Consider the following 25,594-nt stretch of genomic DNA (forward strand, 5'->3'; position numbering starts at 1 on the left):
AGTTACCGCTGCGGCCACCGCCTGCGACAGCACCTGCGGCGGCCGGCGCAGAGCAACTACGCGATGTTGCACCCGGACTGATGGATGGGGGGCCGATGCACGAGGAGGGCGAGCGTGGCGTACACCCGTAAGAACGTCAACAGGCTGACCCGCAGCGAGCGGCGACGGTTGGTGGACGCCCTGCTGGAAGTCAAACGCCGCGGAGAGTACGACGAGTTCGTGCACATCCACATCGTGCACAACGCACCCGACGGCGAACACCATTTGCGCACGGCCCACATGACTCCGTCCTTCCTGCCCTGGCACCGCAAGCTCCTGCTGGAGCTGGAGCGGGCGCTGCGGCGGGTGGACGCGTCGGTGACCGTGCCGTACTGGGACTGGACCCGTGACCGCACGGCGAACTCCCTGCCGTGGACCGAGGACCTGCTCGGCGGCAACGGACGGCGCTCGGACCGGCAGGTGATGACCGGCCCCTTCGCCTACCGGGCGGGCTACTGGAAGCTCACCGACAGGGTGACCGACGTGCGGTACCTCACCCGCGACCTCGGCCGCGCCCACGACCCGATCCAGCTGCCGACCGGCCGCGACCTCGAATCGGCGCTGGCCGACCCGGTCTACGACGTCCGGCCCTGGAACTCGACGGTCGGCCGGGGTTTCCGCAACAGACTGGAGGGATGGGGGAGGGGGCGCGGCAGCACCTCCTGGCACAACCACAACCGGGTGCACCACTGGGTCGGCGGGGTGATGCTCGGCGCCGCCTCCCCCAACGACCCCGTTTTCTGGCTGCACCACGCCTTCGTCGACCTGCAGTGGACCCGCTGGCAGCAACGGCACCCCGGCCACCGGTACCTCCCCGCGGAGCCCCCCGGTGTGCGTGACCCCCAGCACGGCCGGATCGTGGCCCGGCACGAGAGGCTGCCGCCGTGGGACGTCACGCCGGACGAACTGGAGGACGTGAGTGGGATCTACCGGTATGAGTAGGGTCAACTCGCCCCGGTCAACAGCCGTTCAGCGGCACCCGGACACCGTCGAGGGATCGCTTCTCCGTTCGAGGTGTCACACGTCCCGCTGAAATGCCGACGACACAGCGACCACCGCTCGCGTACGGCTCCCCCTTGATCAAGCTGGTGTCTTCTGCGAAGGAGACGCCACCGTGCGAATTTCTGACATCCAGCGCTGCGAGGTCCGGCCCGGACGGCTCGTCGAGTGGACGTTCAGCCCGGCGACCATCGCGGCCGCGGCAGTGCTGCCGCCGGACCCGCGGCCGCCGGCGTACATCCAGGAGTCGCACATCCGAACGGCCCGGTCGGTACGGGAGGACGGACTGTTCGTACCGACCTGGCTCGGCACGGCGTTCGACCTGCCGGGCCGGGCCGATCTCGACGCGCTGGAACAGGCGTTGCGTGGCTGGACACTGCGTCACGAGACGCTGCGCAGCGGCTTCAGATGGACCGGTGACGACATGCACCGGTTCACGCTCGACGAGGACGACGTGTCGCTGCACCGCGACGTGGTCGGCGACTTCGCCGACGCGGGGGCGCTGATCCGGTACCTGCAGGACCGGTTCGACGCCGCGGCGGACGCGCTCGGCTGGCCGAACTTCATCTACGCGGCGGTCGTGCGCGAGGACTCCACCAGCGTGTACATGGCCTTCGACCACACCAATGTCGACGCCTACTCCCTGCAACGCATCCCGGACGAGATCCACGGGCTGTACACGGCGGGCGTCACGGGGCGGCCCGGCACCGGCCTGCCCGCGGGGAGTTACGTCGACTTCTGCGAGCAGGAGCGGGTGAACGCGGACGGCATCGACGACACCCACGCGATCGTCGCGCGCTGGCGGGAGTTCATCGGCCGGTGCGACGGGAGGCTTCCGGAGTTCCCCGTCGACCTCGGTCTGCAGCCCGGTGGTGTGCTGCCCGCCCAGAAGCTGCTGTGCGAGCCGCTCGTCGACGCGGACGCCGCCGCCGCGTTCGAGGCGCACTGCCGGCCCTACGGCGGCAGTCTGGTGGGCGTCCTGGCCGCGACCAGCCTGATCGTCCACGAACTCGGCGGGCAGCCGGTCTACCGCACGGTCGTGCCGTTCCACACCCGGCTGAAGTCCGCGTGGTCGGACTCCGTGGGCTGGTACGTCGGCGGTGCACCGATCGAGGTGCCCGCGGCACGGGACTTGGCGGACGCGCTCACCACGGTCCGCGCCGAGCTGCGGGCCAACCGGTCGCTGGCGCGCATTCCGCTGGCGCGGGTACTGCGTCTGCTCGGCGCGGACTTCCGGCCGACCTCGCCCGACATGTACTCGATCATCTCGTACGTCGACGCACGTCTCATCCCCGGCTCGGCCGACTGGACCGAGCGGAAGGCGTACGGGCTGATCCGGGTGTCGTACGGCGACCAGGTGTGCGCCTGGGTCAACCGGCTGCACGAGGGACTGTGGTTCGCCTGCCGCTATCCGGACACCGACGTCGCGTACAAGAACGTACGGCGCTACGTCGAGGCACTGCGGGACCTGATCGGCTCCGTGCCCGCGCGTGACCGCCCCCGAGTCGCGGAACCGGCGTTCTCCTGACGCAACTGTCCTCCGCGTCACCCGTGTTGGCGTCGGCGCCGTGCCGCGTCCGACGCGGACCCGGGTGACGCGACGGCATGCGCGGCACGGCAATCCATGTCCCCGTACGGCCAGTTGGCGTCCATCGGGTGATTCTGCGGGGCTATATCCCCCTCGAGGCGGATGTCCGGTGTGGAATGCCGTATGCCGCTACTGCTAGTGTTCGTTCAGTCACGCTAGGCAATCAGTTTCGCTGTATCAGCAAAGAACCGAGGGCTCCATGCGCAAGCTTCAGCAGGTCGTGATCGCAGCAGTGGCGGCCGGCGGTCTGTCCGCCATCGGTGCCGGCGCCGCCGTCGCCGACACCTACGGCGGTGACCAGCCGCTGACGTCCGACCAGTACCGCCCCTACCAGGAGTGCAGCCCGCAGACGGTGTCCGAGAACAACGTCCCGGTCCCCGTGCTCGGCCTCGCCGACACCCTGGGCGTCAACTGCCACCAGTACAACAACGCTTTCACCACCGGCTGACCCCCGGCGGCGTCATCGTGCGCGACGCCCGGCGCGGGACTCTTCGGGGCCGGCCCCAAGAGTCCCGCACCCCCGGCCGGTTGCCTGATTCTCGAAGACGGAGCCCGGCGCGGCGGGCACCCCAACAAAGGAAAGCGCATCACATGTTCAGCAGGAAGAAGATCGCGGCTGTTTCGGGGCTCGTCGGCGGCATCGCTGTGACCTGCGTCGGCTTCACCCAGGCGTATGCAGCGTCAAGTTCGGGGGGCTGCACTCGCGATCTCCTGGGCACCATCACCTGCACCCAGCAGATCAAGGGTCAGACGTCCGACGGCGGTGCCGTCCCGCATCAGGAGACCTGCCAGCCGGTGCAGCCCCTGAGATTGCCCGCCTTCCTGGGGCAGGGCACGGAGCGGCTCGGGCCCAAGGTCACCTGCTCCCCGGAGACCGTGGGAGTGCCGCCCACGGAGCCCGGTGCCGAGCAGGAGCAGCCGGACGGCGGCGCGTTGGGGCCCATGGCCCGGATTCTTCCGGCCGACGCCTCATAGCGCCGATACGGCGGCCGCCGATACGGCAGACGGGGGCCAACGCGACATGTGGAGTGTAGATCCTCAGTAACTACGGACTGTGTGTATATGCTCACATTAAGTAGTCAAGCCAGGTGTTCCGCCTGGATAAGAAAGGGTCATTCCATGCGTAAGTTTCAGCGCGTTGCAGTCGTAGCGGCGGCGGTTGCGGGGCTGTCCGCCTTCGGTGCCGGTGTCAGCTTCGCCGCCGGCGGCGAGGACGCGCCGCCTCCGCAGATCACCGCCGTGGCCACCTCGACGGCCAACGCCGTGGCCACCGGCGGTAACTTCACCCCGCCGGAGGGTGAGCCGAAGGGCGAGCCGCAGGAGCAGGGTAACCCCGGGCCCGAGCAGGGTTACGGCCAGCACCAGGGCGACGAGTAAAGACGTACCGAGGGGTCATCCTCTCGGCGCCACCACGGGCGCATCCGCCCTCTGGGGAAGCCTGATGCGCATCGCACGAACTCGGCGTCCCGGACCCGCACCGATTCGGTCTGGTCACCGGTGTGCTGAGTGAACCCGTGGCGAAGGCGGCCCGGACGCGTGACACTCCCGTCGGAGTGCGCGTCCGGGCTGCGCCACTTCCGCAACTGGGCGCACGGACAACGCGCCCAGGCGCGGAATGCCTTGTTTCGACCTTCCCGGGCCCGGGCGCACGCCAGTCAATGGCGCACGCGCCCGGGCCTTCGTCGTAGTCGTAGTCCTAGTCGTAAAGGAATTCAGTACATGCTCACTCCACGGAAGATCGCCACCGTCTCGGGGCTCGTCGGAAGTCTCGCCGTGTTCTGCGTCGGCGCCGGACACGCGTACGCGGACGGCCCCAAGAGCGACTGCAAGGCCACCGCGCAGGGCGGCACCGTCTGCGTTCACAAGAGCGAGACCCGCATCGACAAGGACGGCTCGCACGTCATCAAGCAGACGCAGGACTGCTCGACGGCAGACCGGCCGCGCGTGGTGTTTCCGGAGGGCCAGCTGCTGGACGGCGGAACCTCCAGCGTCGGGCCGGTGGTGGACTGCTCCAACACGGCAAAGATGCCCAAGGGCTTCAAGAAGCCGCACATCGAGTTCTGAGCGCCGTCGGCACAACGAAAATCCCCGGTATCCCAACCAGCGGTCGGGATACCGGGGATCGTCGTTGTGCGTTACTTGCCGAACGAGTTGTTGCAGCCCATGGACGAGCCCAGGGACGACTGCTGTGCGCCCGAGTTGCCCTCGCCGTTCAGCAGGTTGCCGCCCAGGCCGTTGAGGATGCCGACCTCGCCGAGGACGTCGAGGTTCAGGTCGTGCGACCTGCAGTTGCTGCTCTGCGTGACTTGGAATTCGTCACCGCCTTTGCCGAAGCCCTGGCCACCGGCGTGGGCGGTGCCGGCCCCCAGGAGTCCGAGACTCCCGAACGCGGTGACGAGAACAGCAGCGGTGCGGAGCTTGTGCATGTCATCTCCGGTGAAATGAGGTGGATGCGATCTGTGAGAAATCGCCAGCTTTGCCATGTGAAGGCTGATACGAAATGACCGAAAGAATCGAGTGACGCGCCGAACTCGAGTGCTTTTTTCGCCACCTCGGAGAGCTGTCGGCGCACATGAATGGTCCCGGCGCCCGGCCTGGCCCGGCGCCGGGACCATTCACTGTCCGGCGCCTCGGCGCCGGACGGAAACTCAGAAGGCGCTGTTGTTGCAGCCCATGGTCGAGCCGAGGTTGGTGGCCTGGGCGCCCGGGTTGCCCTCGCCGTTGATGGCGCTGCCCAGCAGGCCGTTGAGGAGGCCGACCTCGCCGAGGACGTCGAGGTTCAGGTCGTGCGACCGACAGTGGGAACTCTGCGTGATGTTGAACTTGTCTCCGTGGTCGCCGCCCTTGCCGTCGCCCTGGCCGCCGGCGTAGGCCGTGCCGCTCACGAGTCCGATGCTGCTGAGTGCGGCAACCAGGACGGCAACATTGCGAAGCTTGCGCATGTCATCTCCGGTGGAGTGAGTGGATGCGATCTGTGGCAGATCGACTTTTTACAGTTACGGGAGATTAGTACGAAATACGCTAAAACCGGCAACGACGCGCCGTTCTTCTGATGACTCGTCAGAAACACTCGAAAGCCGTATCGCATGCGAACGGGCCTTTCGGTCGTGATCGCCGAAAGGCCCGTGCGACGTGCGAAGATGATGGGACGTCAGCCGTGGTGTGCGTTGGCGAGCGAGTTCGACTGGCTGTTGGCCTGGGTGCAGTCGACGCCCCTGGTCTCGGAGGCGGCGAGCAGGGCGACCGGGATGTTCGCGTCGAGGAGGTTCTGCGGGCTGCACTCCTGGTACGGGCGGAACATGTTGGCCTGGCTGACCGGGCCCGCCGGGGCCGGCTGCGGGGCCGACGGAGAGATCTGGGGGCTGATCTGCGGGTTCAGCTGGGGGTTGACCTGCGGAGCGACATCGGTGCCGCGCCCCTGCGGGGCCGGTGTGCCGTAAGTCTGCGCGGTCGCCTGGGAGGAGGTGGCCGAGGCGGCCTGGGTGTCCGGCTGCGAAGCGGGAGGCGTGCCCCCGTTGTAGGCGGGGGCGACGGCGGAGCTTGGGCCGGCGCCGACGGCGGTCAGGCCGCCGGCTGCTGCGACGACGAGCGCGACTTGGTGAAGCTTGCGCATGGAATCCTCGGCCCTTCATTGACCTGTGCACGGAACCTGGTGAAATCCTGATGAGGCAGCGCAGTTGCCGCTTTTTTCGCTGCCCTGAGCGGCTGCGACGGACCATCGCTGCTTGCCCCGTGCGGAACGAGATGCGCGCGGACTCGGATACGGGTGCCGGGCCGTGGTCACCCATTTGACGCAAGGGCACAGGGGGCGCAATGGCCGGCCTTCGTGGCTGGCAAATGGGTGACGGGCCTTTGTGCGCCGTGACCATGGCGCGGGGATCCTCGTTCCGACCGGGAGAGGGCAGCGACCGTGGACTCAAAGAGGCGGTGAGGGAATTCGCTGCCGGCTCCGACGCGATGTCCGTGTGCCACTCAGGATTGACGGTGCTGACGGTGCAGTGCGATTACCGCACCGGCCGCACGCGTGATCGTCGTGATCGTACTGAATTCAATGGATTTCCCTTTTTCAGGTATCGAAGGGCCGAGGGTTTCATGCGCAAGCTTCACAAGGCCGCGCTCGTTCTAGCAGCGGCCAGTGGTCTGTCCGCCATCGGCGCCGGCGTCAGCCATGCCGACTCTCCCGTCGGATATGGCGGTGCCGCTCCGGCACCGGCGCCGGAGCAGCCGGTTCCCCAGGCCGCACCCCCGGCGCCCGCTCCGCAGTACGCCCCGCCGGCGCCACAGCAAGCCGGTTACGCCTCCGGCACGTCGCAGGGAACGGCACGGGCCACCGCCACACCGCAGTACGCCCCCCAGCCGCAGTACGCGCCGCCCCCGCAGTACGCCCCGCCGGCGCCACAGCAGACCGGTTACGCCTCCGCCTCGGCCTCGTCGCAGGGAACGGCACAGGCTTCCACCACCCCGCCCCCGCAGTACGCGCCCCAGCCGCAGTACGCACCGCAGCCGCAGTACGCGCCGCAGCCGCAGTACGCGCCGCAGCCGCAGTACGCCCCGCAGCCGCAGTACGCCCCCCAGCCGCAGTACGCCCCCCAGCCGCAGTACGCCCCCCAGCCGCAGTACGCCCCGCAGCCGGCCCCGCCCCCGCAGGTGACGCCGCAGGTCGTGCCGCAGGTCATGCCCCAGGTCGCCCCGCAGGTGGCCGTACCCCAGGGCTTCGCGCCGGAGGGCCCGACCCGTGTCGCCCCGCAGGTGAACCCACAGGTGAATCCGCAGGTGAACCCGCTCATCAACCCCCTGGTCGGGGCGCCGAGCGTGCCGGAGCTGGCTCCGGTCGGCCTCGGACAGGTGGCGGCGCCTCCGCTCGGCCAGCTGGGGCTTCCCCGGCTCGGCTGACGGCCTGCCCGTAGACGCCCGCAATACCCCCCCGATCTGTCGCAGATCCCATCCGCTCGACCAACGGAGAACCAATGCGCAAGTTCCACAAGGCAGTCCTCGTGGGCGCCGTCCTCGGCAGTGTCTGCTCCTTCGGCGGCAACACCGCCTTCGCACACGGTGAGCCGGGCCATGACTTCGACGTCACGCAGAACACCGAGTGCCGCTCGCACGACATGAACATCGACGTGCTCGGCAACATCGGCGCCATCACCGGCCTGGCGGGCAACCTGCTGAACGGCGAAGGCAACCCGGGGGCGCAGCAGAGCCACCTCGGTTCGGACATGGGCTGCAACAACCAGGCGTTCTGACCGGCCCCGGACGGACACCCGCCGCCGAATCGGGCACCGGCGCGGGTGAGGCACTGTGCCGCTCGAGCCCCCTTCCCCGGCGGGGAGGGGGCTCGTCGCTGTCCGGCCTTCGGGAACCGCGCCGTGGCCCGCGGTCACTCGTTCGGCGGTATTGCCGCCGTATGCGCCGTCAACCGGGCATGCGGCACGAAGGCCCGTGTCACGATCAAGTGACGACCAGCCAGGAGGACGACGATGGCAGAGCAGCAGCTGTACGCGACGCTGAAGACGAACAAGGGCGACATCGTGATCCGGCTCTTCCCGGATCACGCGCCGAAGACGGTGAAGAACTTCGTCGAGCTGGCGAAGGGCGAGCGGGAGTGGGTCAACCCCGAGACGGGTGCGACGACCACGGACCCGCTGTACGACGGCACGGTCTTTCACCGCGTCATCGAGGGCTTCATGATCCAGGGCGGTGACCCGCTGGGCAACGGCACGGGCGGGCCGGGATACAAGTTCGGCGACGAGATCCACCCGGACCTGGCCTTCTCCAAGCCGTATCTGATGGCCATGGCCAACGCCGGGCCGGGAACCAACGGATCCCAGTTCTTCATCACCGTCGCCCCGACCACGTGGCTCACCGGCAAGCACACCATCTTCGGCGAGGTGCAGGACGAGAAGAGCCAGAAGGTCGTGGACGCGATCGCGACGACGAGCACCAACCCCCGCACCGACCGGCCCGACGAGGACATCGTCATCGAGTCGGTGGCCATCGAGACCCGCTGAGCGCCCGGCGGCCCAGCCGTAACGCCATCGCAATCCGGCGGCGGCAGCCGCGACACGCTGCTGCGGCCGCTCGGCAGGGCCCTGCTGTGGTGCGCGAGGGCCCTGTTCGTACGGCCGCTCGTGGCGCTGGGGCGGTACGTCCTGGTCCCCCTCGGCACGGCACTCGCCCGGCTCGCGCGCGTGCTCGTCGCCGTACCGGCGATGTGGCTCCACCGTTGTGTGCTCACCCCCGTCGGCCACGGTCTCGTCCGGCTCGCGCACCATCTGCTCGTCGTGCCTGCCCGGAGGCTCCACAGGTGGGTACTCGCGCCCGTCGCCACCGGCATCGGCCTCGCCCTGTACCGGGTGCTGCGCGCGCTGTTCGTCCTGCCCGCCCGCGCGCTGTGTCGCTGGGTCCTCGTGCCCGTCGGCCGGGACCTCGCCGTCGTGGTGCGGGAGGTGGGAGAGGCGCTCGGGCACGCGTGGCGGATCGCCGGGCGGATCTCGCGGGCCGCCGGCCGGGTGCTCGGGGCGGTCCTGCGACGGCTCCTCGTGGAGCCGGTGCGCTGGGTGTACCGCAGCGTCCTCACGCCCCTCGGGCACATCGTCCGGGACGCCGTCCTGCGGCCCGCGGCCGCGGGTGCGCGCTTGGCGGGCCGGGCCGTCCGCGAGGCACTGACCAGCGCGCGCGACGCGGTACGGCAGGCCCGCGCCGACATGCGGCGGATGCTGTTCGGCGAACCCCGGCAGCAGGCCGCGGCGGACCGGCGGGAACCTCAGGGGCCCGTGACACGTACTCTTGATAGCAGTACGACCGCTCTCACGAAGGACTAGGACACTGGGCAAGCGACAGCCCGAAGGCCCGCCGCCCGCACCCGCGGTGCAGCGCATCCGACTGCGCTACACCAAGCGCGGCCGCCTGAGGTTCACCAGCCACCGAGACTTCCAGCGCGCCTTCGAGCGTGCGCTGCGCCGTGCCGAGGTGCCCATGGCGTACTCGGCAGGGTTCACGCCGCACCCGAAGGTGTCGTACGCCAATGCCGCACCCACCGGCACGGGCAGTGAGGCGGAGTATCTGGAGATCGCGCTCACCGAGCCGCGTGACCCGCAGACCCTGCGCGTCCTCCTCGACGAGTCGTTGCCCGCCGGGCTCGACATCGTCGACGCGGTCGAGGCACGGACCTCGGGCCTCGCCGACCGGCTGACGGCCTCCGTCTGGGAGCTGCGGCTGGACGGCGTGGACCTGGCCGACGCCGAGCGCGCGGTCGAGGCCTTCGCGAAGGCCGACAGCGTGGAGGTGCAGCGGACGACCAAGAACGGTGTCCGCACCTTCGACGCCAGGCCGGCCGTGGCGGGCCTGGAAACGCATGGTTCACCGGCTGATAGGCCGACCGACCAGCCCTGTGCGATACTGCGGCTGGTTGTTCGGCACGTGACGCCTGCCGTACGACCCGACGACGTCCTGTCCGGTCTCCGCGCCGTGGCCGACCTGGCGCCGCCGGTCCCCGCAGCGGTGACCAGGCTGGCGCAGGGGCTGTTCGATGAAGAGACCGGCACGGTGACCGACCCGCTCGCGCCCGACCGCGAGGCAGCCGAGGCCCTGACGGCCGCACCGGCTGCCGCCGCGACGGCGCCGACGCCGGAAGGTTCCGCGTAGGGACGGACGTCGAAGCGCCGCCCTCGTACTCGGGAGCCACCTGGGTCGGGCAGCGCGCCGACCAGAAGACTTTCGCCAGGCCGTACCGACAAGGCGTACGGAACCGGCGAGACAGGACACAGAGTGCTCCCGTGCGGCGCCCGCGCCGCGGACGGCGGCCATCGCGCATCGCGCGGGCCGCGGACGTCAACGGCGTACGGCCCATCGAGGCCGACGCCGGACCAGGTGCGGCGCCCGGGAGCCTGACGGGAGAACCGCCCGCATGCTCGAGCCGACCGAACCCATCGAGGGTTCCGAACTGAACACTCCGAGCGACACCCTGCCGCCGCGCAGGCGTCGCCGTGCCGCTTCCCGCCCGGCGGGTCCGCCGGCCGCGGCGGAGGCACCCACCGAGGTGACCTTGCCGGCCATACCGGCCGACGAGGCAGCCGAGGCCACCGGGGCCCTGGTCGCAGAAGGCGACGAAGAGGCCGCCGAGGTCGAGGAGACCATCGGGACCGCTGAGACGACTGAGGCCGTCGAGGCCGCTTCGGCGTCTGCCGCCGAGGAGACGCCGGCCGCCGGCCGTCCGCGTCGCCGGGCCACACGCCGTGCGTCCGCGCCCGCCGGTGCGCCGTCCTCCGCCGAGGCCGCCGCACCCGCCGCGTCCGCCGCCGCCGGGACCGGGCAGCCCGCTGCCGCGGCCGAGGGCGGCGAGGTCGTCGTCGGCGAGGAGGCCACACCGCGCCGCGTCCGCCGCCGGGCCACCCGCACCGTTTCCGCGCCGGCCGCCCCCGAGGCCGCCGAGGCCTCCGCCACTGCCGAGCCCGTCGCAGAGCCCGTCGCGGAACCCGCCGTCGAGGCCGCTTCCGCCGGTCGTCCGCGCCGTCGGGCCACGCGCCGTGCGTCCGCGCCCGCCGCGACGCCCGCCGCGTCCGCCGAGGCCGTCGTACCGGCTGCGGCCGAGGCCGAGCCGGTCCCGCAGGAGGCCGCCGCCGTCGAGGAGACCCCGGCCGCCGCGCGTCCGCGTCGCCGCGCGACCCGCCGTGCCTCCGCGCCCGCCGGTGCTCCGCAGACCGCCGAGGCCGTGGCCGCCGAGAAGACCCCGGCCACGGACACCACCGAAGAAGCCGCCGCCGAGGTCGCCGCGCCCGCCACCGAGGAAGCCGCGCCCGTCGAGGAGGCCGCTCCGCGTCGTACCCGTCGGCGTGCCACCCGCCGGGTGTCCGCACCCGCCGGTGCGCCCGCGCAGGAGGAGGCCGCCGTGGCCGACACCCCCGCCGAGGTCCCGGCCGCCGCCGAGCCCGCTGCCCAGGAGCCGCAGGCCGTCGAGGCCGCCGCCGAGGTTCCGGCCGAGGAGGCCGCCCCGCGTCGTGCCCGGCGCCGGGTGGTGCGTGCCGCGTCCGGGTTCTCCGAGCCCGCGCGGTCCGTCCGCGCCGCGGCCGGGACTCCCGAGACACCCGAGACACCCGAGGCCGCGGAGCCCGAGGCTCCGCGCCGGCCCGCCCGCCCCGCCGTCGCCGTCTTCCAGGCGCCGGTCTTCGCCGAGCCGAAGTTCCAGACCCCGGAGCGCGCCGCTGCGGAGGCCGCGGCCGAGGCCGCCGGCACCGAGGAGTCCGAGGAGTACGCGGAGGAGCGCGCCGACGGTGCGCGCCGCCGTCGCCGCCGTCGCGCTGCCGCCGAGGAGCCGCAGGCCGTCGAGGCCGCCGTGGCCGAGGAGCCGGAAGAGGCCGAGGAGGCCGTCGAGGACCTCGCCGAGGGCGAGGAGACCGAGGAGACCGAGGAGACGGAGGGCGCCGAGGGCTTCGAGGAGTCCGGCTCCCGTCGCCGTCGCCGTCGGGGCGGCCGGCGCCGCCGTCGCGGTGAGGCCGCCGAGGGCGAGGCCGGTGAGGCCGAGGCCGACGAGCTGGCCGCCGAGCAGGCCGCGCAGGACGCCGAGGACACCGCCGAGCAGGAGGAAGAGGACGCCGAGGAGGCCCATGGCGACGAGGGCGCCGGGTCCAGCTCCAGCAGCCGGCGTCGCCGTCGCCGTCGTCGCCGCGCCGGTGACACCGGCGCCGACACCGAGCCCGGCGAGGGCGACCCGGAGCGTACGGTCGTCAAGGTCCGCGAGCCGCGCAAGCCCAGCGAGCCGTCCGACGAGGTGCAGTCCATCAAGGGCTCGACGCGTCTGGAGGCCAAGAAGCAGCGCCGCCGCGAGGGCCGCGAGCAGGGCCGCCGCCGCGTTCCGATCATCACCGAGGCCGAGTTCCTGGCCCGCCGCGAGGCCGTCGAGCGCGTGATGGTCGTGCGCCAGCACGGCGAGCGCACCCAGATCGGCGTGCTCGAGGACGGCGTGCTCGTCGAGCACTATGTCAACAAGGAGCAGTCGACCTCATACGTCGGCAACGTCTACCTGGGCAAGGTCCAGAACGTGCTGCCGTCGATGGAGGCCGCCTTCATCGACATCGGCAAGGGGCGCAATGCCGTTCTCTATGCCGGTGAGGTCAATTTCGAGGCGCTGGGGATGGCCAACGGTCCCCGTCGCATCGAGTCCGCGCTGAAGTCGGGGCAGTCCGTCCTCGTCCAGGTCACCAAGGATCCGATCGGCCACAAGGGCGCGCGTCTGACCAGCCAGGTCTCCCTGCCGGGCCGTTACCTCGTGTACGTCCCCGAGGGCTCGATGACCGGCATCAGCCGCAAGCTGCCCGACACCGAGCGCGCGCGTCTGAAGACCATCCTCAAGAAGATCGTCCCCGAGGACGCGGGCGTCATCGTGCGCACCGCCGCCGAGGGCGCGAGCGAGGAGGAGCTGCGCCGGGACGTCGAGCGGCTGCAGTCGCAGTGGGAGGACATCCAGAAGAAGGCCAAGAGCGGCAACGCTCCGACGCTGCTGTACGGCGAGCCGGACATGACCGTCCGGGTCGTGCGCGACATCTTCAACGAGGACTTCTCCAAGGTCGTCGTCAGCGGTGACGACGCCTGGGAGACGATCCACGGCTACGTCTCGCACGTCGCGCCGGACCTCGCGGGCCGGCTGTCGAAGTGGACGTCCGAGGTCGACGCCTTCGCCACCTACCGGATCGACGAGCAGCTCGCCAAGGCGCTGGACCGCAAGGTCTGGCTGCCGAGCGGCGGTTCGCTGGTCATCGACCGGACCGAGGCGATGGTCGTCGTCGATGTCAACACCGGCAAGTTCACCGGCCAGGGCGGCAACCTCGAGGAGACGGTCACCAGGAACAACCTGGAGGCGGCCGAGGAGATCGTGCGCCAGCTGCGGCTGCGCGACCTCGGCGGCATCATCGTGATCGACTTCATCGACATGGTGCTGGAGTCCAACCGGGACCTGGTGCTGCGCCGTCTGCTGGAGTGCCTGGGCCGGGACCGGACCAAGCACCAGGTCGCCGAGGTGACCTCGCTGGGCCTGGTCCAGATGACCCGCAAGCGCGTCGGGCAGGGCCTGCTGGAGTCCTTCTCCGAGACCTGCGTCCACTGCAACGGGCGCGGTGTCATCGTGCACATGGAGCAGCCGAGCGTGCCCGCCGGCGGCGGTGGCGGCAAGCGCAAGAAGCGCGGCCGTGGCGCCGAGGCGCACGAGCCCGCGGCTGAGCACGTGCACGAGACCGCCGCCGTGGCCGTGGAGACCGGCGAGGCCGTCGAGCCCGAGGTGGAGACCGCCGTCGAGGTGGCCGCCGAGGCCGCCGAGCCGGTCGCCCTCCCGGCCCCCGACTTCGCGCCGGACGAGGAGCTGTACAGCAGCGTCGCCGAGGCGGAGGCGGCTGCCACCCGTGGCCGTACGCGGCGCCGGGCGAGCCGCCGGGCCTCGGCTCCGGCGGGTGCGCCCAAGGCGGAGAGGGCCGACAGGGCTCGCAGGGAGGCCGCCTCCAAGGAGGCCGGGGCCGAGGCGCCGACCGCGCAGGAGGTCACCGTCGAGGAGACGGCGGTCCGCCCGGTGCGTCCGGAGCCTGCCGCCGAGGTCCTGGCCGAGCCGGTCGCCGTCGAGGACCAGGTGGTCGCGGCACCGCAGGCCGAGGCCGCCGAGGAGGCCGCGCCCAAGGGCCGTACGCGCCGTCGGGCGACCCGGAAGGTGTCGGCGCCGGCCGGTTCCCCGGCGGGGGCCGAGGCGACCGTGGTGACTGTCGCCGAGCAGGTGGCCGAGCCCGTCGCCGAGGTGCCCGCGGCCGAGGCCCCGGCTCCGGCCCCGGCCGCCGTCGAGGAGGCGCCCGCGCCTGCCGAGGGTGCCGCCCCGGCCCGCCCGCGCCGCCGTGCCGTGCGCAAGGCCACCGCGCCGACCGCGTCCGAGGAGGCGGCCGTCGTGGTCGTGCCGTCGGCCGCGGAGGCTCCGGCGGAGGCGGCTTCGGCGGTCGAGGAGACGGCCGGGGCACCGGCCGAGGAGGCCGCTCCGGCCAAGAAGGCGGCTCGCAAGACCGCCAAGAAGGCGGCGGTGAAGAAGGCCGCCGTCAAGAAGACCGCGGCCAAGAAGACGGCCGCCAAGAAGACGACGGCCAAGAAGGCGGCCAAGACCGCCAAGACGGCCGCCGCGAAGTCGACGGCGAAGAAGACCACCACCACGGTCTCCGCCACCGCCGCCGACGAGGGCTGACGCCCAGGGCGTGCGGCCGGTCCACCGCGACCGGCCGCACGCCCGACGGGGCCCGGTTTGACCCCCTCGGCCGGGGCCCGTAATCTTGACCGTCGGCGTGTCACTGAGCGCGCCACATCCCCGTAAACCTCTTCCTCCCGGACGCAAGGCGGGCCGGGAGAGGTCGTCCGTGTGTTTGTGGGCGGCTGGCCTGCGGGGGTGCCGTTTCTTCGAGCGAAAGAGAGATCCGCGTGTACGCCATCGTGCGCAGCGGTGGTCGCCAGCACAAGGTTGCTGTCGGCGACATCGTTGAGGTTGACAAGATTTCCACCGCCAAGGTTGGCGACACGGTCGAGCTCTCGACCCTGCTCGTTGTCGACGGCGACGCTGTGACCAGCGACCCGTGGGTGCTGGCCGGCATCAAGGTCCAGGCCGAGGTCGTGGACCACCACAAGGGCCAGAAGATCGACATTCTGCGCTACAAGAACAAGACCGGCTACCGCCGTCGGCAGGGCCACCGCCAGCAGTACACGGCGATCAAGGTCACGTCGATCCCCACGGCTGCGAAGTAAGGGACTGAAGAGACATGGCACACAAGAAGGGCGCATCGTCCACCCGGAACGGTCGCGACTCCAACGCCCAGCGGCTCGGCGTGAAGCGCTTCGGCGGTCAGGTCGTCAGCGCGGGTGAGATCCTGGTCCGCCAGCGCGGCACCCACTTCCACCCCGGCGCCGGTGTCGGCCGTGGCGGCGACGACACGCTGTTCGCCCTCCAGGCCGGTGCGGTGGAGTTCGGTACCCACCGTGGCCGCAAGGTCGTGAACATCGTTCCGGTCGCCTGAATCACCTGATCAACAGCTGATCCAGCACCGAACGCTTTCGCGAGGCGGACCTCACTTCCCGGTCGGGAAGGCGGGTCCGCCTTTCGCGTGTTAAGCGTGATGAAGAGAAACATCCGTACTCCCCCGGTCTCCGGCCGGGGGAACCCCCAGGAGGCACAGAACCATGACCACCTTCGTGGACCGCGTCGAGCTGCATGTCGCCGCGGGTAACGGAGGTCACGGCTGTGCCTCCGTCCACCGTGAGAAGTTCAAGCCGCTCGGCGGCCCGGACGGCGGGAACGGCGGGCGTGGCGGTGACATCATCCTCACCGTCGACCAGTCCGTGACGACGCTCCTCGAATACCACCACTCGCCGCACCGCAAGGCCACCAACGGCAAGCCCGGCGAGGGCGGCAACCGCTCCGGCAAGGACGGCCAGGACCTGGTCCTGCCGGTGCCGGACGGCACGGTGGTCCTCGACAAGGCGGGCAACGTCCTCGCCGACCTCGTCGGACACGGGACGTCGTACATCGCCGCGCAGGGCGGCCGGGGCGGACTCGGCAATGCCGCGCTGGCCTCCGCCCGCCGCAAGGCGCCCGGCTTCGCGCTGCTCGGCGAGCCCGGTGACCTGCAGGACGTCGTCCTGGAGCTGAAGACCGTCGCCGACGTGGCCCTCGTCGGCTACCCGAGCGCCGGCAAGTCCTCGCTGATCTCCGTGCTCAGCGCGGCCAAGCCGAAGATCGCGGACTATCCCTTCACGACCCTCGTGCCCAACCTCGGTGTCGTGACGGCGGGTTCGACCGTCTACACCATCGCCGACGTGCCCGGTCTGATCCCGGGCGCCAGCCAGGGCAGGGGCCTGGGCCTGGAGTTCCTGCGTCACGTGGAGCGGTGCAGCGTGCTGGTGCACGTGCTGGACACCGCGACCCTGGAGTCCGACCGCGACCCGGTCTCCGACCTCGACGTCATCGAGGCGGAGCTGCGCGAGTACGGCGGCCTCGACAACCGGCCCCGGATCGTCGTCCTGAACAAGATCGACGTGCCGGACGGCAAGGACCTCGCCGAGATGGTCCGCCCCGACCTGGAGGCCCGCGGCTACCGCGTCTTCGAGGTGTCGGCCGTCGCCCACACCGGGCTGCGCGAACTGTCCTTCGCGCTCGGTGACCTGGTCGCCAAGGCGCGCGCCGCGAAGCCGAAGGAGGAGGCGACCCGGATCGTCATCCGGCCCAAGGCCGTGGACGACGCCGGCTTCACCGTCACCCGCGAGGAGGTCGGCGGCGAGCTGCTGTTCCGGGTGCGCGGCGAGAAGCCCGAACGCTGGGTGCGCCAGACCGACTTCAACAACGACGAGGCCGTCGGCTACCTCGCCGACCGGCTGAACCGCCTCGGTGTGGAAGAGAAGCTGATGAAGGCGGGCGCCCGGTCCGGCGACGGCGTCGCGATCGGCCCCGAGGACAACGCGGTCGTCTTTGACTGGGAGCCGTCGGTCATGGCCGGTGCGGAGATGCTGGGCCGCCGCGGCGAGGACCACCGCTTCGACGCGGAGCGGCCGGCTGCGCAGCGCCGCAGGGACAAGCAGGCCGAGCGGGACGAGTCCCTCCGGGAGTACGACGAGTTCGACCCGTTCGAGTAGGCGAGCAGGGCTCCGTCTGCTGTTGTTGCCGCCTGGGGGCTGCCGCCCCCAGGCCCGCGCTCCGGGCCGCCCAGGGCGCCCACTGGCCGTGGACTCATCTTGGTCCTACGGCTCTCTCAGGCACGTCTCAGGCGTGAGTCCTGCCGTCCCTTGATCATGGAGAGGGACTGTGTCCAGGGCGCGCTTCCGCCGTGAAGGACCGGCTGGGAGAGTGCGGTCTTCCTAAGAGACTTCTCCAGAGACTTCTCCGTTCGATTTCATCGCGAGCGGCAAGCCGTACGCGGTCACCGACTCCGGCGAGCTGGGCGTGGAGGAGTTCAAGCGGCAGAACACCGCCGTACGGGCCGCGGCCGTTTTGTTCAACAGCGCTGTTGAGCTGGACGGCCTGCTGGACGCCGTGCGCGATCCGTCGGCCGACCCGCTGGCGGAGGAGCGTGCGGAGCTGAAGCGCTATCTGCTCGGCCCGGACGAGCCGTGGCCGATCGACCGGTTCAACACCGCGGTGGCCCAGCTCGGGCTCAAGGCCGTCACCCGCAACGTCGGGCAGGGGTCCCGGCCGGGCGCCGGGAGCGTGGATCCCGCCCGGCTGAGCAACGCGGTGCCCGGGCAGCGGACCGTGCCACCCGGACGGGGTGAACGCGGGCTGACCGTGCCGGGCCGCAGCGCCCGCCGTTGCCATCGGTACCGCCTCTTTGCCGTACGCACATCGTGAGCGAACGGCTACCCAGCGCCTGTCCGGGGGCTGGAACGGATGCGCGCGAGGCGATCCACTTCGCGTAGATTGCCGACCAGGCGGCCGGATGTGCGCGCGGGCACAAGAGCCGGAACACGAGGGAACCGAGGGCAAGGTGGCAAGGGCAAGGCAGGCCGTGGGCGAGGCCCGCAGGATCGTCGTCAAAGTGGGCTCCTCGTCGCTGACCACCGCCGCCGGCGGCCTGGACGCCGACCGCGTCGACGCACTGGTCGACGTGCTGGCCAAGATCCGCAGCGGCGGAGAGCGGGAGATCGTCCTCGTCTCCTCCGGCGCCATCGCCGCCGGTCTCGCCCCGCTCGGCCTGCGCCGCCGCCCCAAGGACCTCGCCCGCCAGCAGGCCGCCGCGAGTGTCGGCCAGGGCCTGCTCGTCGCCCGCTACACCGCCTCCTTCGCCCGCTACGGCGTCCGCGTCGGACAGGTCCTGCTCACCAGCGACGACATGAGCCGCCGCGCCCACCACCGCAACGCCTCGCGCACGCTCGACAAGCTGCTCGCGATGGGCGCCTTCCCGATCGTCAACGAGAACGACACCGTCGCCACCGACGAGATCCGTTTCGGCGACAATGACCGCCTCGCCGCCCTCGTCGCCCACCTCGTCCACGCCGACCTGCTCGTCCTCCTCTCCGACATCGACGGCGTCTACGACGGCGACCCCAGCAAGCCCGGCACCTCGCGGATAGCGGAGGTGAAGGGTCCCGAAGACCTCGCGGGCGTCGAGATCGGCAGCGCGGGCAAGGCCGGCGTCGGCACCGGCGGCATGGTCACCAAGGTCGAGGCCGCCCGGATCGCGGCCGCCGCCGGCATCCCCGTGGTCCTGACCAGCGCCGTGCACGCGGCGGAGGCCCTGAGCGGTGGCGACACCGGCACCTACTTCCACCCCACCGGGAAGCGGTCCGCCGACCGGCTGCTGTGGCTTCAGCACGCCTCCACCCCGCAGGGCGCGCTCATCCTCGACGACGGCGCCGTCGAGGCCGTCGTCAAGGGCCGCAAGTCGCTGCTGCCCGCCGGGATCGCCGCCGTGGAGGGCGAGTTCAGCGCCGGCGACCCCGTCGAACTGCGTGACACGGCGGGCCGCGCGGTGGCCCGGGGGCTCGTCAGCTTCGACGCCAAGGAGATCCCCCGGCTGATCGGCCGTTCGACCCGCGAGCTGGCACGCGAGCTGGGCCCGGCGTACGAACGTGAGGTCGTACACAGGGACGACCTGGTGCTCCTGCACGCCTGACACTCGCAAAACCGCTCGTAAAACGGGGCGTAAGGAACGCCCCCGGTGGGGGACGTTCCGTAAAACCACCACGCGGAGCGCTGCGGCCTGCTCAACTTTGTCTCAGGGACAGGGTGAAAGAACCCGTCCCGTCAAGGGGCCATGCGAGCCATGAAGGAGGCCGTCGTGAGACGAGTGCGCCCTGGGGCGACGTCGCGCGGTGCTCTGACGAGCGTCGCGGCCGGGGACACCTACGAGGAGCCCAGAGACCTGCCCCGACTGTGGCATGTCACCCTCAGCGTCTCCGGGGAACACGTCCTGCTGTCCGACCTGCGCCGGGCTCTGGAACAGCTGGCCCACGACCACCCGTTCCTCCTGACCAGCAGATACGCGACCGACCACGCCGAGATCCGGTACTGGGAAGAGGCCCGCGACCTGCACGACGCGGCCGCCGTGGCGCTGCGCCTGTGGGGCGAGCACCGGCAGAGCGCGGGACTGCCCGCATGGGAGATCGTCGGCCTCGAGGTCATCGACCGCGAGACCTACCACCACCGCATCGCCGAGGGCTACGGCCCGCCGCCCGCGACACCAGTGGGCGTCCACCCCTTCTGACCTTGTGAAGTCATCTCCGGAGCCCGTCTCGGGGTGTGGGATGAGCGGTGGGCGCCCCGCCATGCGCACTACCCTTTTTGCATGACCACGCTCTCGCCGTACGACTCGATGTCCCCGGTCACCCAGGCCGCCTACCGGTCCAAGGCCGCCGCCGCCGACCTCGCGCCGCTGCCGCGCGCCGTGAAGGACGACGCGCTGCTCGCCATCGCCGACGCCCTGGAGGTCCGGACCGCCGAGATCGTCGAGGCCAACGCCAAGGACGTGGCCAAGGCGCGGGAGAACGGCACCAGCGAGTCCGTCGTCGACCGCCTCACCCTCACCCCCGAGCGGGTCCGCGCCATCGCCTCCGACGTCCGTGACGTCGCGAAGCTGCCCGACCCGGTCGGCGAGATCGTCCGTGGCTCCACCCTCCCCAACGGCATCGACCTGCGCCAGGTCCGCGTGCCGCTCGGCGTCGTCGGCATCATCTACGAGGCCCGTCCGAACGTCACCGTCGACGCCGCCGCCCTCTGCCTGAAGTCCGGCAACGCGGTGCTGCTGCGCGGTTCGGCCTCCGCGTACGAGTCGAACACCGCGCTGGTGCGGGTGCTGCGCGACGCCGTCGGCGGCGCCGGGCTGCCCGCGGACGCCGTGCAGCTCGTGCCCGGCGAGAGCCGCGACTCCGTGCGCGAGCTGATGCGCGCCCGCGGCCTGGTCGACGTCCTCATCCCGCGCGGCGGCGCCTCCCTGATCCAGACCGTGGTCAGCGAGTCCACCGTCCCCGTCATCGAGACCGGCACCGGCAACTGCCACGTCTACGTCGACGCGGCGGCCGACATCGACATGGCGATCGACATCCTGATCAACTCCAAGGCCCAGCGGGTCAGCGTCTGCAACGCCGCCGAGACCCTCCTGGTCCACCAGGACATCGCCCCCGTGTTCCTGCCGCGCGCCCTGGACGCCCTCGCCGGGGCCGGCGTCACCGTGCACGCCGACGAGCGGGTGATGGCCTACGCCAAGGACTCCAAGGCGACCGTCGTGGAAGCCGTGGCCGAGGACTGGGAGACCGAGTACCTCTCGTACGACATCGCCGCCGCCGTCGTCGACTCCCTCGACAAGGCCGTCGAGCACATCCGGCTGTGGACCTCCGGCCACACCGAGGCGATCGTCACCACCTCCCAGCAGGCCGCCCGCCGCTTCACCCAGCTGGTCGACTCCACCACCGTCGCCGTGAACGCCTCCACCCGCTTCACCGACGGCGGCCAGTTCGGCTTCGGCGCCGAGATCGGCATCTCCACCCAGAAGCTGCACGCCCGCGGCCCGATGGGCCTGCCGGAGCTGACGAGCACGAAGTACATCGTCACCGGCGACGGTCACGTACGCCCCTGAGGTTCACCCGTTCGGACGTACGTCCCGGCCGCGGCCGCGCGGTCGGGAGGCGGCCGGAAAGCGTCTCAACAGGCGGATGAATTTCCATACCGTCTGCCCAAATTGACCCCCCAGGTCTACTCTGGATGCGTGCCGGAGGACGTGGGGGGCACGCCGTTCCCTGACGGCTGGGAGCCCGACGACGACCACGACCACGGGGTGTCGGACGAAGAGTTCGCCTCCGTGGTCTTCGACGAGGCCTTCGTACAGGCGGCGACGGTCCATGAACCGACCGCCGTCGAACGCCTCCTGGCCGCCGCACAGGCCAGAGCCGAGGCCTCCGAGGCGGAGGCCCGCCGCGCCCGCGCCCGGAGCGAACGCTACGACGACCGGTACGACTCCGAGGGGACCGATCTCAGCCAAGATCGGGACGACGACGAACTCGACGACACCTACGTCCTCGGCGACGGGCACGGCCCGTTCGCCAGACAGGTCCGCTGGCACCGTCCGGTGGCCTGGGTGCTCGCCGTCGTGATGGGCATAGGCATGGTCGCCCTGGCCTTCGCCGCCGTCTACCGGGGCGGTTCCTCCGGCACTCGCGACCGGGTGCCCGCCCCCGCCGCGACCGGTGTGGAACAGGGCAGCGCCGCCGCTCCCTCCGTCTCCGCCGAAACCTCCCAGCCGGCCGTTTCGGCCGTCCCGCGCACCCCCTGAACGCCCGCGCCCGCCCCTTGGTGAGAACCTGTCAGAAGTTGTCGTGTACCAGCGCGTTTACCTGGGGCCCCCGAGACCTACTCTGAAAGTATGGGCGGGCCAGGAGACCCACCGGAGGGGACACCCGAGGGCGGCCCCGGAGGTGCGGAGGACGAGTACCGATCCGTCGTGTTCGACGAGTCGTTCGTCCGTGCTGCCCGCCTCCAGGAGTACTCCGCCGAGGAACGGATGGCCGACCACGCGCCCGCCGTACGCCGCCGCCCGTCCCTGCACCGCGGACTGACCCGGCAACTGCTGGCCCTCCTCGTGCTGATCGCCGTCGCCCTGGGCACGGCGGTCTATGTGAGCATCCGCCACCCCTACGACACCTCGCAGGCCCGGAGCCCCGCCGAACCCCTGCGGATGACGGTGATCCCGCTCGCCCCCACCGGCCAGGTACCCGGCACCGCCGACGCCGAGAGCCTGTACGCGCACAGCCCCGCCGCCCAGTTCGACGTCGGCGCCGAGGGCATACCGCTGCCCGCCGCGCGCGGCACCGCCCACTTCTCCGACAGCCAGGTCGTGACCGCGCTCACCACCGCCAAGGACTACATCGTCCGGTCCGCTCTCTATCCCGAAGTGCTGACCGGCCGTCAGACCGGCCCCGCCCGCTCCCTCGTCGACGGCGACCAACTCGACCAGTTCGACCAGAGCTTCGAGCACCCGGCGGCCGACGGCCGGCACGACGCCACCGGCTGGGTGGTCCGCCTCGACCCCACCCGCGCTCAGCTCGCCGACGACCGGGTCCGCGTCCAGGGCAGCCTCCAGGCCGTCGAGGCCGACGCGGACGCGCTGGAAGTCACCGCCGACCACACCTTCGTCTACGCCCTGCGCCCCACCGGCGCCCAGGCCGGCGCGCTCGTCTCCCTCTTCACCGTCCGCCGCGAGCTGACCTTCCGCTTCACCCGCGATGACCTGCGCACCCACCAGGTACAGCTGGTCACGTCCTACATCCAGGCCGGACCGCTCGCCTGCGCCGAGGACTCCACGGCATACCTGCGGCCGCTGCTGGCCGGGCAGACGGCCGGCAGCGGGGGACCGGCGGGCACCGACCCGTACGCCACGGACAGCCCGGCGGCGCTGTGCGGGACTCTCGCCGCCAGTGCCCAGCCGAAGGCGTGAGCGGCACACTTCTGCCCGTCCGGCCCCTCACCGGCGTGCGGACCCGGCACCGTCGGATCCCACCCCGCGGGCAGCGAGAGCAGCCGAGGGGCGCCGCGGTGGGAAGAGGAACTAGAGGAGGAACTACTCGTCGTCCCCGGGCGGAACGTCCACGTCCATCGGGCCCTCCTTCGCCGGCGGCGGGCTGCGGAAGCCGTCGAAGCCGCGCCGTACCCGGCCGCCGAGGTCGCCGGCGCCGCCCGCGAGGTCCGAGACCAGCTTCATCAGCGGGTCCTTGGACGTCTTCACATCGCTCGCGTAGGAGGACGCCGACTCGCGGAAGGAGTCGCTGACCGAGGTGTCCTTGTCCTCGTCGCGCCGCGCGTAGTGGCCGTCCATGATCCGCTGGAAGTCCCGGGACTCGGACCACTTCTTCAGCTCGGCCGCCCGCACGGTGGTGAACGGATGCGAGCGCGGCAGCACGTTCAGGATCTTCAGCACCGAGTCGCGCAGATCGCCTCCGGAGTCGTACTCCTCGGCCTGCTCCAGGAAGGCGTCCACGTTCATCTCGTGCAGGTGGTTACCGCCCGCGATCTTCATCAGGCCGCGCATCGAGGCCTGTACGTCCTGCCCCACCAGCAGACCCGCCCGGTCCGCGGACAGCTCCGACTTGCGGAACCACTCCCTGAGGGCCGTGATGATCGCCATGATCGCGAAGTTGCCCAGCGGGATCCAGGCGACCTTCAGCGCGAGGCTGGTCAGGAACAGCAGGATCGTCCGGTACACCGAGTGGCCGGACAGCGCGTGGCCCACCTCGTGGCCGACGACCGCGCGCATCTCCTCCTCGTCGAGGAGTTCCACGAGTCCCGTGGTGACCACGATGATCGGCTCGTCCAGGCCGATGCACATCGCGTTGGGCTGGGGGTCCTGGTTGACGTACATCGGTGGGACCTTCTCCAGGTCCAGGATGTAACAGGCGTCCAGCAGCATGTCGTGCAGATGCTGGAACTGCCGCTCGGAGACGCGCACCGAGTCGGACAGGAACAGCAGCCTCAGGCTCCGCTCCGGCAACAGCCCGCTGAGCGCCTTGAAGACCGTGTCGAACCCGCTCAGCCTGCGCAGCGCGACCAGGGCCGAGCGGTCGGCGGGATGCTCGTAGGCGCGCGAGGAGATTCCCGGGAAGCGCCTGCGCTGCCTGCTCGGCACGCGCTCGTGCCCGGTCTGCTGCCGGCCGTCGTCGGACATGTCGTCCCCCATGTGCGTGTGAGTGCCCACTGTGACCCCGAGGCAGGGCCCAGCCTAGGCGGAGATACCGTGGACGGGCAGTACAGCCGAAGGAGTCCACGATGGATCACCACCCCGCAGCCGCCTGGCTGACCGAGGCCGCCGCGAGCGCCGTCCAGCAGCACGGGACGGGGAACCTTCTCCGCATCGTGCTGGTCGTGATGGTTCTGGGCTGTGCACTGACCGCCTGGTTCCTGCTGCGCGGCTACAAGCGGAAGGACGACTGACAGGCGGCGGAAGTTCCCCGCCGGTCCCGGGCGGTTCGCCCCGCCCGGTCCCAACGGCGGAGTCGGCGTGATCGCCGCAGGGACTCCCGCATACGATGAGCCGACATCTTTATCCCGCCCACACGCGATAGGTCCTGCCGAAGATGAGCCTTCACAGCGCCGCAGCCCAGCTGGTCACCCTCGCCGAGAGCGAGGGCGGCCACCACAACAGCCTCAACCCGGCAATCACCGGCGGTGGCGCCTTCATCGTCCTGCTGCTCCTGCTGTGGATCACCACCCGCTTCAACCGCGACCGCTGAGCCGCCACCCCGTCCCCGGCGGGACGCCCAAGGCCGGGCCGGTAGGGTCTGCACGCATGGGAGAGCAGGACATGCCTACCGGTCCGGCGTTCGCGACCGCCGACGACACGGCGCACTACCCGCGGTACCGGCCGGGCCACGGCCCCGAGCACACGGGCAAGCGACGCCTGGGCGTCATGGGCGGAACGTTTGACCCGATCCACCACGGGCACCTCGTGGCGGCCAGCGAGGTCGCCGCGCAGTTCCAGCTGGACGAGGTGGTGTTCGTGCCCACCGGGCAGCCATGGCAGAAGTCCCACCGCAAGGTCTCCCCGGCCGAGGACCGCTATCTGATGACGGTCATCGCGACCGCCGAGAACCCCCAGTTCTCCGTCAGCCGCATCGACATCGACCGCGGCGGCCCCACCTACACCGTGGACACCCTGCGCGACCTGCGCGTCCTCAACCCCGACACCGACCTGTTCTTCATCACCGGCGCCGACGCGCTCGCCCAGCTGCTGACCTGGCGCGACAGCGAGGAGCTGTTCTCCCTCGCGCACTTCATCGGCGTCACCCGCCCCGGTCACCACCTGACCGACCCGGGTCTGCCGGAGGGAGGCGTCTCGCTGGTCGAGGTTCCCGCGCTCGCCATCTCCTCCACAGACTGCCGTGCGAGAGTCGCCAAGGGAGACCCCATCTGGTACATGGTGCCGGACGGAGTCGTGCGCTACATCGACAAGCGCGAGCTGTACCGCGGCGAGTGAGCCGAGAGGG

General features: G+C 71.1%; 26 protein-coding genes and 2 pseudogenes. 24 read left to right on the forward strand and 4 right to left on the reverse strand.

The features are described 5' to 3' along the window. Positions 1-114: 114 nt before the first annotated feature. The 6 genes from A6P39_RS27500 (at position 115) to A6P39_RS27525 (ending at position 4,690) form a co-directional block, all read left to right on the forward strand. The gene (locus A6P39_RS27500) at positions 115-981 is read left to right on the forward strand and encodes a tyrosinase family protein (protein WP_067039585.1); all 867 of its coding nucleotides are present in this window, start codon (positions 115-117) and stop codon (positions 979-981) included. 172 nt (positions 982-1,153) lie between these two features. Then, complete coding sequence (locus A6P39_RS27505; protein ID WP_067039589.1) at positions 1,154-2,566, forward strand: condensation domain-containing protein; 1,413 nt, start codon at positions 1,154-1,156, stop codon at positions 2,564-2,566. Between the two features lie 259 nt (positions 2,567-2,825). Continuing rightward, entirely contained in the window at positions 2,826-3,074 is a 249-nt protein-coding gene (locus A6P39_RS27510) for a hypothetical protein (protein ID WP_067039592.1), read from the forward strand. Positions 3,075-3,217: 143 nt separating this feature from the next. Further along, positions 3,218-3,601, forward strand: coding sequence for a hypothetical protein (locus A6P39_RS27515; RefSeq protein ID WP_067039595.1), 384 nt, complete (start codon positions 3,218-3,220; stop codon positions 3,599-3,601). Positions 3,602-3,745: 144 nt separating this feature from the next. Then, a complete protein-coding gene (locus A6P39_RS27520) occupies positions 3,746-4,003 on the forward strand; it encodes a hypothetical protein (RefSeq protein ID WP_067039598.1) in 258 nt (85 codons plus the stop codon). Positions 4,004-4,345: 342 nt separating this feature from the next. Further along, positions 4,346-4,690 (forward strand): hypothetical protein, encoded by a 345-nt coding sequence (locus A6P39_RS27525; protein ID WP_234378724.1) that lies wholly within the window; start codon positions 4,346-4,348, stop codon positions 4,688-4,690. A gap of 71 nt (positions 4,691-4,761) precedes the next feature. Here A6P39_RS27525 and A6P39_RS27530 read toward each other — a convergent pair whose 3' ends face one another. The 3 genes from A6P39_RS27530 to A6P39_RS27540 all read right to left on the reverse strand — a co-directional run bounded on the left by A6P39_RS27530 (position 4,762) and on the right by A6P39_RS27540 (position 6,239). Further along, positions 4,762-5,052, reverse strand: a complete 291-nt coding sequence (locus A6P39_RS27530) for a hypothetical protein (RefSeq protein ID WP_067039601.1) — start codon at positions 5,050-5,052, stop codon at positions 4,762-4,764. 222 nt (positions 5,053-5,274) lie between these two features. Beyond that, complete coding sequence (locus tag A6P39_RS27535; protein ID WP_067039604.1) at positions 5,275-5,568, reverse strand: hypothetical protein; 294 nt, start codon at positions 5,566-5,568, stop codon at positions 5,275-5,277. 209 nt (positions 5,569-5,777) lie between these two features. Continuing rightward, on the reverse strand, positions 5,778-6,239 hold the full coding sequence (locus A6P39_RS27540; RefSeq protein WP_067039607.1) for a hypothetical protein: 462 nt from the start codon (positions 6,237-6,239) through the stop codon (positions 5,778-5,780). 479 nt (positions 6,240-6,718) lie between these two features. Between A6P39_RS27540 and A6P39_RS27545 the strand changes: the two genes are divergently transcribed. The 15 genes and pseudogenes from A6P39_RS27545 (at position 6,719) to A6P39_RS27615 (ending at position 23,052) form a co-directional block, all read left to right on the forward strand. Next, the gene (locus A6P39_RS27545) at positions 6,719-7,519 is read left to right on the forward strand and encodes a hypothetical protein (protein ID WP_275883911.1); all 801 of its coding nucleotides are present in this window, start codon (positions 6,719-6,721) and stop codon (positions 7,517-7,519) included. A 74-nt stretch (positions 7,520-7,593) separates the two neighbouring features. Next, on the forward strand, positions 7,594-7,869 hold the full coding sequence (locus A6P39_RS27550) for a hypothetical protein (protein WP_067039610.1): 276 nt from the start codon (positions 7,594-7,596) through the stop codon (positions 7,867-7,869). Between the two features lie 234 nt (positions 7,870-8,103). Then, positions 8,104-8,634 carry a peptidylprolyl isomerase gene (locus tag A6P39_RS27555; RefSeq protein ID WP_067039613.1) on the forward strand — a complete coding sequence of 177 codons (531 nt, stop codon included), beginning with the start codon at positions 8,104-8,106 and terminating at the stop codon, positions 8,632-8,634. A 48-nt stretch (positions 8,635-8,682) separates the two neighbouring features. Beyond that, positions 8,683-9,447: pseudogene (locus A6P39_RS27560) on the forward strand (hypothetical protein); the annotation flags it as partial. A gap of 46 nt (positions 9,448-9,493) precedes the next feature. After that, positions 9,494-10,270 carry a TIGR03936 family radical SAM-associated protein gene (locus A6P39_RS27565; RefSeq protein ID WP_067039619.1) on the forward strand — a complete coding sequence of 259 codons (777 nt, stop codon included), beginning with the start codon at positions 9,494-9,496 and terminating at the stop codon, positions 10,268-10,270. Positions 10,271-10,532: 262 nt separating this feature from the next. Then, positions 10,533-14,831: an Rne/Rng family ribonuclease gene (locus tag A6P39_RS27570; protein WP_199840675.1), complete on the forward strand. Its 4,299-nt coding sequence runs from the start codon at positions 10,533-10,535 to the stop codon at positions 14,829-14,831. A gap of 230 nt (positions 14,832-15,061) precedes the next feature. Then, complete coding sequence (rplU, locus tag A6P39_RS27575; RefSeq protein ID WP_009188585.1) at positions 15,062-15,382, forward strand: 50S ribosomal protein L21; 321 nt, start codon at positions 15,062-15,064, stop codon at positions 15,380-15,382. Between the two features lie 14 nt (positions 15,383-15,396). Then, positions 15,397-15,651 (forward strand): 50S ribosomal protein L27, encoded by a 255-nt coding sequence (gene rpmA / locus A6P39_RS27580; protein ID WP_030605064.1) that lies wholly within the window; start codon positions 15,397-15,399, stop codon positions 15,649-15,651. A 163-nt stretch (positions 15,652-15,814) separates the two neighbouring features. Beyond that, positions 15,815-17,263: a GTPase ObgE gene (gene obgE / locus A6P39_RS27585; protein ID WP_067039622.1), complete on the forward strand. Its 1,449-nt coding sequence runs from the start codon at positions 15,815-15,817 to the stop codon at positions 17,261-17,263. 253 nt (positions 17,264-17,516) lie between these two features. Further along, a pseudogene (locus A6P39_RS27590) lies at positions 17,517-17,975 on the forward strand (hypothetical protein); the annotation flags it as partial. Between the two features lie 157 nt (positions 17,976-18,132). After that, positions 18,133-19,239: a glutamate 5-kinase gene (gene proB, locus A6P39_RS27595; RefSeq protein ID WP_067039628.1), complete on the forward strand. Its 1,107-nt coding sequence runs from the start codon at positions 18,133-18,135 to the stop codon at positions 19,237-19,239. Between the two features lie 165 nt (positions 19,240-19,404). After that, complete coding sequence (locus A6P39_RS27600) at positions 19,405-19,830, forward strand: hypothetical protein (RefSeq protein WP_067039693.1); 426 nt, start codon at positions 19,405-19,407, stop codon at positions 19,828-19,830. Between the two features lie 81 nt (positions 19,831-19,911). After that, positions 19,912-21,198 (forward strand): glutamate-5-semialdehyde dehydrogenase, encoded by a 1,287-nt coding sequence (locus tag A6P39_RS27605; protein WP_275883912.1) that lies wholly within the window; start codon positions 19,912-19,914, stop codon positions 21,196-21,198. Between the two features lie 129 nt (positions 21,199-21,327). Further along, entirely contained in the window at positions 21,328-21,891 is a 564-nt protein-coding gene (locus A6P39_RS27610) for an SCO2584 family spore wall biosynthesis protein (RefSeq protein WP_067049870.1), read from the forward strand. 90 nt (positions 21,892-21,981) lie between these two features. Beyond that, a complete protein-coding gene (locus A6P39_RS27615) occupies positions 21,982-23,052 on the forward strand; it encodes an SCO2583 family membrane protein (protein WP_067049867.1) in 1,071 nt (356 codons plus the stop codon). Between the two features lie 123 nt (positions 23,053-23,175). Here A6P39_RS27615 and A6P39_RS27620 read toward each other — a convergent pair whose 3' ends face one another. Next, a complete protein-coding gene (locus tag A6P39_RS27620; protein ID WP_067049863.1) occupies positions 23,176-24,276 on the reverse strand; it encodes a M48 family metallopeptidase in 1,101 nt (366 codons plus the stop codon). Between the two features lie 101 nt (positions 24,277-24,377). Between A6P39_RS27620 and A6P39_RS27625 the strand changes: the two genes are divergently transcribed. The 3 genes from A6P39_RS27625 (at position 24,378) to nadD (ending at position 25,584) form a co-directional block, all read left to right on the forward strand. Further along, the gene (locus A6P39_RS27625; protein WP_199840878.1) at positions 24,378-24,542 is read left to right on the forward strand and encodes a hypothetical protein; all 165 of its coding nucleotides are present in this window, start codon (positions 24,378-24,380) and stop codon (positions 24,540-24,542) included. Between the two features lie 143 nt (positions 24,543-24,685). Then, complete coding sequence (locus A6P39_RS27630) at positions 24,686-24,841, forward strand: hypothetical protein (RefSeq protein WP_199840877.1); 156 nt, start codon at positions 24,686-24,688, stop codon at positions 24,839-24,841. A gap of 56 nt (positions 24,842-24,897) precedes the next feature. Next, a complete protein-coding gene (gene nadD, locus A6P39_RS27635) occupies positions 24,898-25,584 on the forward strand; it encodes a nicotinate-nucleotide adenylyltransferase (RefSeq protein ID WP_067049860.1) in 687 nt (228 codons plus the stop codon). Positions 25,585-25,594: the final 10 nt, after the last annotated feature.

The organism is Streptomyces sp. FXJ1.172 (assembly GCF_001636945.3).
Lineage (GTDB): Bacteria > Actinomycetota > Actinomycetes > Streptomycetales > Streptomycetaceae > Streptomyces.